Genomic DNA, 12,457 nt, shown 5'->3' on the forward strand with positions numbered 1-12,457 from the left:
CTCTTTCTTAATTCGATCAAAAAGCTCCTGACGCTCAGGCAATCCATTATGCCCGCCATTGACAGCCAGCGTAATTAATCTAACATTATTTTTCTCATGATCTATGAGAATATTTGTATCGCCCTTGGCTTCATATTTTTCCGAAAGCGCCCCTTTATGGCGCCAATACCAGCAAGATGCATCGATAGCATTTTCCATATCAGCAGCAATAAGCTCAGGATTTGTCACAAAATCGATCTTCCTGTGATCGGAATATGCGGCATAGTTGTTTTTCCACGTTAACTGAATTAGCCCCTTTCCTTTGTACTTAGGTCCATCTCCGACGACAGTATTTCCATTCTTAATAGCGTCTGGATGCACCCCAGGATTATATCCCTCACCGGAGGCAAACTCTATTGTTGTCTCGAACCTAGCCGATTCATGGAAACATTGCGCTAAAAAGTGGGCTTTGTGATAACACCCAACAATGCCATACTCCTTCAATTTAGCATTGAGTAGCGAGACGAATTTATATTTATCATATTTATATATATTCGGGTATTTTTCCGGAAACTCCTGTACAAATGTCCTTGATCCTCCCTTCCCTGTAAACCAGTCTCCCGATTTTTTATACACCTTTTCCAATAGCTCAACCGTAATTGCACAGCATCCTGTGCCCGCAAAATTCCCAATCAACCCAATCGGATGAAGATGCCAAGGCGAAAGGTCTGTGGGGAACCCATCAACACCCTTGATTGACTCCCACCACTGAAGCTTCGCGAGCCGGTCAAGTTCCGTCTTCCACATCTCGGTCTGCTTCTGCATGAGCGGGCTGAGTTCTTCCCACTTGCCTAGACCACCGCCCCATTCGGTTTCATTACGCACCACAAGATGCGAAATCGCTTCGGCCATCCACTGCGTTTCCAGTGCGTGCTTCAGTTCTTGCGCCGTCACCTTCCCGTCGTGGTCCGTATCGATCGCCTGTTCGATCTTCGTGATGAATTCGCCAGCGTTGACCTTCACCGCGTCCACAGCAAATTCGGTGCCTTCCTCGTCCGGCAAATATTGCCCGGTCGTATGGATATGGCGTTTGAACATGTCGGCCGGGCTGACGCTGCCGTTGTCCACCAATGCGAACCCCGGCCATTCCCACGGACTACGAAGTTGTACGTGAGGGTGATCGGTATCGCACACCCAGCCAGTCAGGCCGGAGCCGTCCTTCGAGCCAACCGTGATGTTCCACCAATGATGACCCTTGTCGTCGACCGCGACATTGCCCTCACCGAGCTTGTCGAGTTCAGTACGGCGTAACACGTTCCTGAAGTCCGCGCCCGGTCCGCTTGCCTTGGAAACGTCCAGCGGAAAATTCTGCCATCCCGCTACGTTCGCCGTGCTGATCGTGTTCGCCAGACTGCTTTCGACCCACAGCGGATTGCCAACGTCCGCTAATTTTTGTTGGGCCTTCTGTTTGCCTTTCGCGGGTACATTGGTCACGCTCTTGGGTTGCACCTTGATCCAGCGCGAACCCTTTGCGTCGCCGATCGGCACGAGCTTCAACCCGGATTGGGTCAATTTCTGGTCCGGCGCGGGAATTTCGCTGACCAGTTTGGCCCCCGGCTCGATTTCCAGAAGCGGTTTGTTTTTGTCGTTCAGTTCTTTCACGCGCGCGCGGCTTCGATCGATGAAGTCCTTCAGGTCCGGCCCCGCGAACACTTCGAGATGCAGCATCGGATAGTTCGGCTTCGGCGGTATCGTACTGGCCTTCATAGGCCATTGATACTGGCCGACGTGGGCGATGACTTCGCCCGCCTTGACACGCTGCGGCTCCTTCAGGATCACGACCGTATCCAACGGCTGCGGATCGACAACGGCGTCCAGTTCCCCCTTGAACACATAGCTCCACTGCGCTTGGGGAGAAACCGGCTTGCCCACTTCGGCAGACAGAACCGTGCCCGATTTGATGGACTTGATCTTGATCCAGTCCGGATGGGCGGGATCGCCTTCGCCCGCAATGATTTCGGCTCCTGTCGGCAACACGCCGATAATCTTGCTCTTGCCGTCTGGCAGTTCTCTAATGCGCAACCCCGTCTGGGGAGCCGGTAGATCGACATCTTGATCGCTACTCGCGGGCGGCGGATCATTCTGGAGGGTGTTGTTAATCGGCAGATCGTCGGCCCCATCGGTACGCCTCGCGGGCGGCTGCGCAGGCGCTTTCGGCTTCGGGATAGCTTGCTTGTCCTTCGCCTTGTTGCCCACTCGATAGTAGCGCTCGCCTTCCCAATACGACATCGGCACGGGAAGCGTCGGGTCCGGCTTCGCTTTAGATTGAGCCTGTTCGATCGCCTTCTGATAGGTCTTCCAATCCATCGTGTGCATGTACAGGCTGAAGAACACGAGGGGCTTGTCGGTCGCCGGTTTGCTACTCGGCGCGGGGTTGTCGGCCGGGGCGGGTGTTGGCGTGGCGGTAGTCGATGCTGGCGCGGGAGCCGATGCAGGGGCCGCAGGTTTCGCGGGTTCTTTCGGTGCCGGTTTCGGCGGCACAGGCGGCAATTTCAGTTCATGCCGGACCAGTACAAAGCCGGTCGAGTAGTGCGCCGCAGTGTTGTTTGGATACTTCGTTTCCTCATATTGCGTGTTCAGCCGGTACGCGACGATCTTGCCGTCCGCAATCGCGCGCACGCCGCTGTCCTGCTTCAGCATTTGTGCACTGCCTTTGTCGAAGTGCACGCCCCCATGCCACATGCCACTGATGCCCAACGGGTAAAAGCCGGTCCCGCACTTCGCCAGCGCCTTGAAATACGTCATCGGGTCGGCCGCGTCGCTCCTGTCTGCGGGCGTGAACGGGTAGGCCCAGCTCAGCGGTGTATCGGCCGGCTCGGCCGGTTTGGGGGCCGATTGCGGCGCGGTCGCTGGATGGTGTTTCTTTTTGTGCGTTGTCTTGCTCATGATTCCCGACTCGGATTCGGCTTTCAGAATTTCTTATGTTTGACACTATACTGGCCGCGATTCAACCGGAGAACAGAGTGAAACGCCCGCCGTCGATCGATACCGGCGACGAATGCAACGGGTTTTGCAGCGTACCGCTTGCCGCACCGGCTTTCTCCCAATCCGTGCACTTTTCCACAATCTGGCCCGACGTAGCGTTCTCGATCGTGTTCGCTGTTAGTTTGATATACGAACCGTTCGCGCCGATCCAAATTTCGTCGGCCGACAGGTACATCTTCTTGCCCGCCGTTATCTTCACATCTTGCGAGGCGGCCAAGCTCATCGAATCGTTCTGCGCCTGAAGGTCGATCGGGCCGCTCGCCGCGTAGATCTTGACGCCGAGTTTTTCCGCAAACAGGCTGATTTGTTCCAGCACACTCGCGAGCAATGCTCGTCCGGCGGCAAGGTTGATGTTCTCCCCGGCGACCACATTGGTTTGCTTGTTTGCCGTGATATGCGCCGAACCTTGCGTCGATGCGGCAATGCCTTCGGGACTCGACAGCAGCATGATCGGCTTCGCGAAGCCATTCGCGTTGCCCGTACCGCCGCCGGCCGTGCGACCGCCCTTGGTCGTGCCGGCCACCGGATGCTGCGTTGCGTCCGTGAAAGTTTTCAGTGCATCGTGGCCGTCTTGCTGACTCTGCGCCCGGTTCGCCTGGCTCGCCTTCGACGCCGTCGCCAGCATCGCTTCGGCGCGGGTAAGCTGTTCGGACGCTGCCGTCACACTCAGCGGTTGGGTCGTTGCAGGTTGCGTCGAAACGTAGAGCCCTTGCTCGGCCCGCACCGCACCGTATCCCAATGACTTAAGGTCAAAGCCCTGCCCGATAAACGCACCGCGCGTGTTGCCCGAATGCTGGATCAGATAGCCCAGGTGCAAATGCGAGCTATAACTCGTCGAGTACAGATGCACGCGGTTCTGCCCACTGGCGTCGTCCATCATAAGTTGGTTATAGCCTTCGCCGCCGTATTCGCGCGAAAGCAAGCCCGAGGTCAGCCCGTGCGTGTGCCATTCGGGCTTGCTTTCGCCACCATGCATTCTGGACAGGATCACCGGACGGTCACAATCACCGTTGATAAAATCGATTAGGACTTCGTCGTTCTTGCGCAGCGGGAACATGCCGCCGCGCTTGTAGCCCGCATCGGGCATCGCCGCGCGTATCCACGCCGACACGTTCTGGTCGCCGTCATTGAGTCGATCCGATGTCAGCCGAACCTTCGCCCGCAGCAATTCATCCGTATAGATTTCCTCGTTGTCCGGTCCACCGATGATGCCCGTCTGAAGCTGCATGACGGGCTTCTTGTGTTCGAAGGGACTGCGGAATGCGACCCGACGCCGTTGCGCTTCGATTTCGACGTGAAAAAATCCAACGCTGCCGTCGTCATGGCGCACCGCCGAACCCGCGCCGGTCGCTCGCGCCTGCTCGACTTCGGCGCGCAGGCTCTTGCGAAAACGCATCAGGTTTTCGATACCCGGCACGTTGTTCTGGATGAGCCAGTTCACCGAAAGAATCGCCATTTCACGATCCTGGTCCGACTGCGCATCATGCACCGGGTGCCCGGTCAGCACCCCATAGCGACCAGGCCATGCGCAACGCAATGCGCCCACACCGTAAAAGCGTTGCGCCCGTGAGCGCCATTCTTCTGTGACAACGTTTGCCTGAGCCTCGCCCATGTCGCGATCCGACCACGTATGCGACCCCGTGTATTCATACTGCTCGCCCAGCCCCGGCACATCGTCAAGATCGAACGCGGGCATCGTGACGTGCTTCGAAAGGTCCGGACGCTTGTAGTCGAATGTGCCCGTATCGAGTTCGGCCGACTGAATTTCTTGCGAGTCGATCCACTCACTCAGGCCGTCGAATTCCTCGTCTTGTACCGAGCGGCTAAACAAAATGGTCTTTTGCTTCAACTCGGGAACCGAGAAAAGATCGTCCATAATGACGACCTTGTGAGACTTGCCGTCCTGCGCGATATCGAAACGCGGAAAAAGACCGAGTTCTTCAAAGGTACGGTGGACGTAATTCCAGTCGGATTCCCATTGCATCCGCTGAGAATACGAGCGCAACGATTGACGCAGTTGCCAAGTAAAGTTACCGGTCGCCTGCGGATACTTTCCCAGCACATCGGACACGGTTTGTTGCGCGGGTGTCTCGATCCAGTCGCGTCGGTCACTGCCGAGGCGCAGCAGCGCGAGGAATGAATTGAAGCGGAGTTGATAGTACGTATTGGCTCCGTCCCCGCCCAAGCGGCTGAACGCCGTCACATAACCGTGAATCGGCATTTCGCTGCCATCCGTTTGCCGGATCCACAGCGTCACGGATTGCCGGATCAGCGCCTTCGCCGGAATTGTTTCGAGCCGCGTCGATGTTGCATCGATCGTGAATTCGAAGTCTCGCCCAAGACACGCGCGCCCCCGGACATAAAGCGGGACTAACCAGTCTTCGCCAAGCGGCGTATCGAGGCGGACAATTCGTCCGTGTTGCACGTATTGCGTGCGCAGTGCCTTGTTCAGGAGATCGGAAACCATCAGGCTACCCCGTACCGTGTAGTAACAAAAACAGCCGCCGGGCAGCGCCGGGCGACCGATTGGTATCTCATTGAAATAGGAAAAGGCCCAGAATTTTCCGGCCACTGTTGGGGCTTTCGGCATGGAAAGGATTCAAGCCGCACACCGGATCGAGCCGAAATTCATCATATTAAATCCAACTCGGATGCAACTTACGCCATGCTTTCGAGCACAACGATATCGGCAGGCAGCACAGGCATGCCGCCCGTGGGGTCACTGCATTCGGCAACGGTAACGACAGCGCCCGCCGTAGCTGGAGCCAGCTAGATAGCGATAAATCGAATAACCGTCGTTTACCTTGGAGTTTTCAGTCTATAAACGTCAAAAAATGTGAAGCCATCGAGCGCGGACTCCCCGCAATGCAATGCTCGTGCAAGCCATGCGGCTGCTAAGCGCTGTAAACGCAAAAGGCTCGGGTTCGATCACCCGAGCCTTTTTCACCTACGCAAACCGCCCACGCTCAGAACGTATGCATCATCCCCACATACGCGCCCGTCTGCGACTCGCCCGTCATCGGGCTCGTCCCCGACGTCGCGTCGCGCGGCGTCGCGAGCAGCGAGAAGTTCGAATTCCCGCCGTTGCGCACATACGCAACCGTCCCATACAGGAACGTCCGTTTCGACAGGTTGTACGTGGTACCGAGCACGTACATCATCGCGTGCCCCGACGGATCGTGCGACGCATCGCCGCCGCCATCGCCCACCTTCACGTAATACCCGCCCCCCGTCACCGCCCACTGCGGCGTCGCCGAGTAGGTCGCGCCGAGCCAGTAGTGATCGGCACGATCGGCAACACCAGCCGGACTATCCGGCGCCTGGTAGTGCGTATACGCCCCCTGGATCTTGAACTTCGACACCTTCACGTTCGCGCCGACGAAGTACTCGCGCGACGCCGTGAAGACGTTGCTGAACTTGCCGTTGTTGTCGCGCAGCTCGTCGTAGATGCCACGCACATCAAGCACCGGCGAGTGATACGAGATCATGATCCCGTCCGAGCGGCCGAAATCGTCGGGCGCGCCGTAGTTGAAGCCGCGCGACTGGTTGCCGAACGCGTATTGCGCCTGCACGTCGAAGCCGCCGATCACCGGGCTGTGATATTCGATGTTGTTGCTGGTCTGCTGCCAGTTGCGGCCACGCACGAGCGACGCCGACGAAAACGCCTGCTGGACGAACGGATCGAATTCCCACACGCCGTCGCTGTCGATGAACAGGTTGCGGCCGGCCTGCAGCTGGCCCCACGTGTTGCTCTTCAACCCGACGTATGCGCGCCGTGACCACATGCGCCCGCCGCCCGTCTGGCCGTTCATCACCTGGAACGCGGTTTCCAGGTTGAACACCGTCGACAGCCCGCCGCCGAGATCCTCGACGCCCTTCAGCCCGAACATGCTGGTGCCCCAGTCGCCGCTTTCCGCGCTCCAGCGCGTCCCGCTGCCACCGTTCGGCTTCGCGATGTGGTTCAGGTATTCGACGCCGCCGTCGATCCGGCCGTACAGCGTGACGCTCGTCTGTGCAAACGCCGCCGCCGGCGTGGCGGCCGCAATCAGCCATGCGAAGTATTTGAGTCGCAAAATGATGCCCCCTCGAAGTCTCGACCGTCCGACGCGCGCCCCATGCACGCGCCTCGGGTCCGCTTATCCGCGATCGATCGAAAAACGTCCGGGGCCAGCCGCGCAGAGCGCGAGCAAACCGCCCGAGATCGCGATGTTCTTGTAGAAATGAATCATGTTGTTGATCTGCTCGCCGCCCGTCATCGTCCAGTAGTGGTGGCCGATGATGCCGGTGCCGATCGTATACAGCGCAAGCAGCAGCGCGAGCGCGCGCGTCTGGAAACCGACGAGGATCGCGATCCCGACGAACAGCTCCATCACGACGGAAATCGCCGCCGAGATGATCGGCGCCGGCGCGCCCTCGCTCCCCATGAACGCGATCGTACCGGAGAAGTCGATAATCTTCTTCCAGCCGAACATCACGAACAGGATCACGAGCAGAATGCGGGACAGCAGCAGCAGCACATCGCGCTGGGACGCGAGAAACGGTTGATTCGGTGTCATGGTGTGATCAACGAAAACGATGCGCGCAACTGCACGCACCGGATTGCCTGTGAACCGGGGCGAGCGGCCAACCGCGCCGCCCGCCCCGCTCTGCAACAACCGGCATCGGGGCCCGCCCGATGTGCTGTGCTCCTCCTCTTTTCTGTTGTCGCCCTGCTTCGTCGCGTGCCGCGTCAGCGCAGCTTCGCGACGTCCTGCTCGGTCACCTTCGCGGCCGGATTGCCGAACTGCCCGGTCAGGTAGTTCGTGAGCGCGGCGATCTGCGCATCCGACAGCTCGTGACGGAACGCGGGCATCCCGACGTCCTCGCTGCCGGCCTTGCGCTGCACGCCGTTCAGGATCACCTGCACGAGGTTGGTCGGATTCGGCGCGCCGACCGTCGAGTTGTGGAACAGCGGCGGGTAGTAACCGTCCGGCGTACCCTTGCCCTGCATCTGGTGGCAGGTCGCGCAGTTGCCGAGATACAGGCGCGCCGGATCGATACCCGACGACGCGAGCGCGACGCCGCGCAGCTTCAGGCCATCCTCGGCCGGCTTGCCCCACGACGAGCGCGACTGCTTCGCGTCGCCGCTGGCCACGGCCGGCACCGTACGGATGTACGTCGAGATCGCCCCGATGTCGGCTTCGGTCATCTTCGAGAAGCTGTGCTCGATCGCCTCGGCCATCGGGCCGGCTGCCTGCGCGAGGCCCGGCACGCTGCCGGTGCGCAGATACTGGACGAGCTGCTGCTGCGTCCAGCCGCCGATCCCCGCGTTCGGGTCGGACGTGATGTTGTAGCCGTCCCAGCCCGCGAGCACCGAGCCCGACAGGAAGCTGCCGCCCGTTTCGTCGAGCGACTTCTCCTGCATCGCGATGCCGCGCGGCGTGTGGCACGTGCTGCAGTGCGCGAGGCCCTGCACGAGATACGCGCCGCGGTTCCACTCGGCGCTCTGCGCCGGCTTCGGCTGATAGACGCCGTCCTTCAGGAACAGCCAGTTCCAGATCTTCAGCGGCCAGCGCATGCTGAGCAGCGCGGGGATCTCGTTCTTCGGCGGCGCCTGCTTGACCGGTTCGACGCCGTGCATGAAGTACGCGTACAGCGCCTGCACGTCGTCGTCGTTGATCTTCGCGTACGACACGTACGGCATCGCCGGGTACAGGTTGTCGCCGTTCTTCGACACGCCGTGCCGCACCGCGTGCTCGAAGTCGTCGAACGTCCAGTTGCCGATGCCCGTATCCGGGTCGGGCGTGATGTTGCTCGTATAGATCTTGCCGAGCATCGGCACCGGCATGCCGAGGCCGCCCGCGAACGGCTTGCCGCCCTTCGCGGTGTGGCAGGCCATGCAGTCGCCAGCGACCGCGAGGTATTCGCCGCGCTTGACCTGCGCGGGATCGGCCGAATCGGCCGCGCGTGCGAGGCCGGGCAGCGCGAGGCAGCCGGCCAGGAGGAAGGTGAGAGTAGATTTCCGCACGGTCAGACTTCCTTCTTCAGCGTGTCCGACATCCGCAGCGCGAGCGCCGCGATCGTCAGCGTCACGTTCACCGTACCGACGGTCGGCATCGTCGAGCTGCTCGAGATGAACAGGTTCGGATGGTCGAACGTGCGGCAGTCCTTGTCGACGACCGAGTCGCGTGCGTCCGCGCCCATGATCGTCGCGCCCGTGATGTGGTTGTTCGGCGCGAACTCGTCGTTGAAGACGACGTCGGTGCCGCCGAGCACCTTCGCGGCGGTCGCGTAGACCTCGCGCGTATGCACGGCGCCGCGCTTCACGTAATCGTCGATCGCATACGTGATCTCGGGGCGCGGGATGCCGATCGCGTCGGTGGCCGTCTTGCTCGGCACGATGCGGTTCTCGGGTTGCGGCAGGATCTCGTGGAAGCAGTCGAACTGCACGTAGCGTGCGGAACGGTCGCGGATCTGCGCGTCGAGCTCGTCGTGCTTCATCAGCTTGCCGGCCTTGAAGATCTTCTGCGTCTCCTGGTTGATGCGCGACATGTTCGACAGGTGGATCTTCTTCGCGGCTTCGGTCGCGCGGAACGGGCCGTCGCGGAAACCGATCAGCGACGTCATCTCCTGCGGGCCGCGGCCCGGCCACAGCTTCTCGCTCGCATAGAACGACACGCCGGTGCCCGGATGGTCCATCAGGTTGCGGCCGACCATGTCGGAGCTGTTCGCGACGCCGTTCGGGAAATCGCGGTTCGCGGACATCAGCAGGATCTTCGGCGTCTCGATGCCGTTCGCGGCGAGCACGAAGTACTTGCCCTCGACACGATGGTCGGCGCCCGTCTTGTCCTTGTAGATCGCAGCGACGATGCGCTTGTCCGGGCCCGTCTCGAGCTTGTAGACGACCGCGCTGTCGATCAGCTTCGCGCCGGCCTGCTCGGCCTTCTCGACGTGGACGATACCGTTGTACATCGCACCGATCGGGCAGATCGGCATGCAGTTGTTGTTTCCGCAACAGGTCGGCCGGCCGTCGTACGGTCGGCTGTTACGGGCAACCGGCTCGGTCACCACGTGGAACTTCGGGTCATAGCCGTTCAGCGCGCTCTTGATGGTCTGCTCGTTGAACGACAACGGCAGCGGCGGCATCGGGTACGCCTGCTTGCGCGGCGAGTACAGGTCTTCCTCGGGGCCCGGGCCCCACACGCCGAGCTCTTCCTCGGCGCGCTGATAGTAATGCTCGAGGTCGTCGTACTGGATCGGCCAGTCGCGGCCGACGCCGTACACGGTCTTCATCTTGAAGTCGTTCGGGATGAAGCGCCACGCGGACGCGGCCCAGTGCCACGTCGTGCCGCCCACCGCGCGGATGTACTGCGAGTTGAACTTGTGCTCGCCCTTCAGGACCAGGTAGTCGTTCGGCGGGCCGTATTCCGGATGCGGGGCCCACGGGCTCGACGGGTACGGTGCCATGAAATCGGTCTTGTCGGCCTGGTTGCGAAAGCGCTCGACGATTTCCCAGCGCGGCATGCGCGGGCCGGCTTCCAGCAGGATCACGGACTTGCCCGCCATCGCGAGCTGGTGTGCAACGATCGCGCCGGCGACACCCGATCCGACGACGACGATGTCGGCTTTTTGCGTATCGGTATCGGCCATCAGGCTTGCCTCTCGATCGGTTTTTCGGCCCAGAAGCCGGGTTTGTTGGGGCAATACGAAGGGATCACGAGCGTATCGGACACCACGCTGAACATTAATGCTTCTTCGTAGGTAATCACGACGTTGTCGACGATGCCGAGATACCACGCGCCGAGAATCGTCAGTGCGAGCGATTCCTGGTCGGGATTCAGCGAACCGGATGCGAGCGCACCGGCGAGTTGCGGCAGGCTGTCGGCCGTCTTGAACGAGCCCTTCTGCAAGGCCTGCAGATAGCGCTGGCCGGTGATGCGGCTCAGCCCTTTCTTGCCGGTCAATGCTTCGGAAAGTGTCATGAACGTATCGAGCGGCGCGGTGCCGGGATCGTCGGCCAGGGCCCGCAACGCCAGCGAGCCGGTGAGGCCCGCCGCCGTCAGCGCCAGTGCGCCCTGCAGCCATTGACGCCGCGTGATGCCGGTTGCGGCTGCGTCGTTGTCACGACGCGATTGGGGGGTGTTGTCGTTGTGCATGTTTCCTTCTCTCGAACACCGGATTCGGGAAAACCACGCTTGATATTTCTCAAACATTGGCGCGGACCTGCAATGTACGCGCACCAGCCGGATCAAACAATCTTTTTATAGTTCATTTAATGTTCCGCAATCCGGGACAATCGAAATTTCGCTGCATTTTTGTGTCGTCGACGCGACAAATCCGCGGCAGGCCCCCCCGTGTCGCGTGCCGACCACACACCGCACCCGCACGCCGCGCTGCGCGCGCGCGGCGGTCGGTTAGAATCCCGTGCAATCAAACAGAAAGCTTCCCTCCGAGGGCAATCGAGCGATGAAGCAGCGCGACAAGCACAACAAAGAAACGCATCGAACCAACCACACGACCCGGCTGCTCTGGCGCATCGGCGCCGTCGCGGCGCTCGGCGCCGCCGCGGCCCTGTCGCTGCATGCGGGCGCGGCGCGCACGGTGAGCGTGTCGCCGCAAGGCACCGTCACCGAAGTCCGGCAGAGCGTCGTCAAGTTCGACGAACCGATGGTCGCGTTCGGCTCGGCGTCTGCGCCGAATCCGGCGCGCGTGACCTGCAACGATTCGACCGCCGCGCGCGGCCAGGGCCACTGGCTCGACGACAAGACCTGGGTTTACGATTTCGAAAGCGACCTGCCGCCCGGCGTCCGCTGCTCGGTCGCGCTCAACGATACGCTGCGCTCGGTCGCCGGCAATGCGGCCAGCGGCCCGCGCCGCTTCACGTTCCAGACGGGCGGCCCGTTCCCGGTGTCGGTGCGCCCCGGCTCGCGCGAGATCGAGGAGCGGCAGGTCTTCGTGATGAAGCTGAACGGCCCGGCGGAGCCGCGCTCGGCGCTCGCCAACATCTGGTGCGAAGCGGCCGGCATCGGCAACCGCATTCCGGTCACGGCGGCCGACGACGACACGCGCAACGCCCTGCTCGATCATTTCGGGCTGAAGAAAGAAGCGGCGCGCGTGCTGACGCTGTCGTGCTCGCAGGCGCTGCCGGCAAGTGCGAAGATGCAGCTCGTCTACGGCAAGGGCGTGGCGAGCCCGAGCGGCATCGCGAACGACACCGAGCGGCGCTTCGATTTCACCGTGCGCGCACCGTTCGCCGCAAGCTTCTCGTGCGAACGCGAGAACGCGAAGGCGCCCTGCACGCCGCTGCGCCCGCTCACGCTGTCGTTCAACGCTCCGATCTCGCGCAAGCAGGCCGAAGCGATCAGGCTGCGCGGCCCCGACGGTTCGCTGTCGCCCACCTTCGCCGCCGACGACCACAGCGAGGAAGTGACGACCGTCACGTTCAACCCGCCGC

At 61.2% G+C, this 12,457-nt stretch carries 8 protein-coding genes; 1 reads left to right on the forward strand and 7 read right to left on the reverse strand.

All coding sequences use genetic code 11. The features are described from left to right. From H3O04_RS28470 to H3O04_RS28500, 7 genes are all read right to left on the reverse strand, one after another. A partial coding sequence (locus tag H3O04_RS28470; protein WP_202588942.1) for a glycoside hydrolase family 19 protein occupies nt 1-2,925 on the reverse strand: 2,925 nt, incomplete at its 3' end. A gap of 61 nt (nt 2,926-2,986) precedes the next feature. Next, nucleotides 2,987-5,491 carry a type VI secretion system Vgr family protein gene (locus tag H3O04_RS28475; RefSeq protein ID WP_124592129.1) on the reverse strand — a complete coding sequence of 835 codons (2,505 nt, stop codon included), beginning with the start codon at nt 5,489-5,491 and terminating at the stop codon, nt 2,987-2,989. Between the two features lie 499 nt (nt 5,492-5,990). Beyond that, nucleotides 5,991-7,097: a porin gene (locus H3O04_RS28480; RefSeq protein ID WP_011694745.1), complete on the reverse strand. Its 1,107-nt coding sequence runs from the start codon at nt 7,095-7,097 to the stop codon at nt 5,991-5,993. A 63-nt stretch (nt 7,098-7,160) separates the two neighbouring features. Next, nucleotides 7,161-7,580: a DoxX family protein gene (locus H3O04_RS28485; protein ID WP_011547564.1), complete on the reverse strand. Its 420-nt coding sequence runs from the start codon at nt 7,578-7,580 to the stop codon at nt 7,161-7,163. 173 nt (nt 7,581-7,753) lie between these two features. After that, complete coding sequence (locus H3O04_RS28490; RefSeq protein WP_034174749.1) at nt 7,754-9,031, reverse strand: cytochrome c; 1,278 nt, start codon at nt 9,029-9,031, stop codon at nt 7,754-7,756. A 2-nt stretch (nt 9,032-9,033) separates the two neighbouring features. After that, entirely contained in the window at nt 9,034-10,653 is a 1,620-nt protein-coding gene (locus H3O04_RS28495) for a GMC family oxidoreductase (protein ID WP_023476482.1), read from the reverse strand. Then, a complete protein-coding gene (locus H3O04_RS28500) occupies nt 10,653-11,159 on the reverse strand; it encodes a sugar dehydrogenase complex small subunit (protein WP_006478877.1) in 507 nt (168 codons plus the stop codon). Before H3O04_RS28500 ends, H3O04_RS28495 begins: the two co-directional genes overlap by 1 nt. Nucleotides 11,160-11,469: 310 nt before the next feature. On the opposite strand from H3O04_RS28500, the gene H3O04_RS28505 reads away from it, so the two are divergent. After that, nucleotides 11,470-12,457 (forward strand): Ig-like domain-containing protein (locus H3O04_RS28505; RefSeq protein WP_442862850.1); only part of this gene is annotated, 988 nt, incomplete at its 3' end.

Origin of the sequence: Burkholderia sp. KCJ3K979 (assembly GCF_016759955.1) — a bacterium.
Classification (GTDB): Bacteria; Pseudomonadota; Gammaproteobacteria; order Burkholderiales; family Burkholderiaceae; genus Burkholderia; species Burkholderia orbicola.

Coding starts and splice junctions, on each gene's coding strand:
- H3O04_RS28475 (WP_124592129.1), bottom strand. CDS start 5,491: ATGGTTTCCGATCTCCTGAACAAGGCACTGCGCACGCAATACGTGCAA.
- H3O04_RS28485 (WP_011547564.1), bottom strand. CDS start 7,580: ATGACACCGAATCAACCGTTTCTCGCGTCCCAGCGCGATGTGCTGCTG.
- H3O04_RS28495 (WP_023476482.1), bottom strand. CDS start 10,653: ATGGCCGATACCGATACGCAAAAAGCCGACATCGTCGTCGTCGGATCG.
- H3O04_RS28500 (WP_006478877.1), bottom strand. CDS start 11,159: ATGCACAACGACAACACCCCCCAATCGCGTCGTGACAACGACGCAGCC.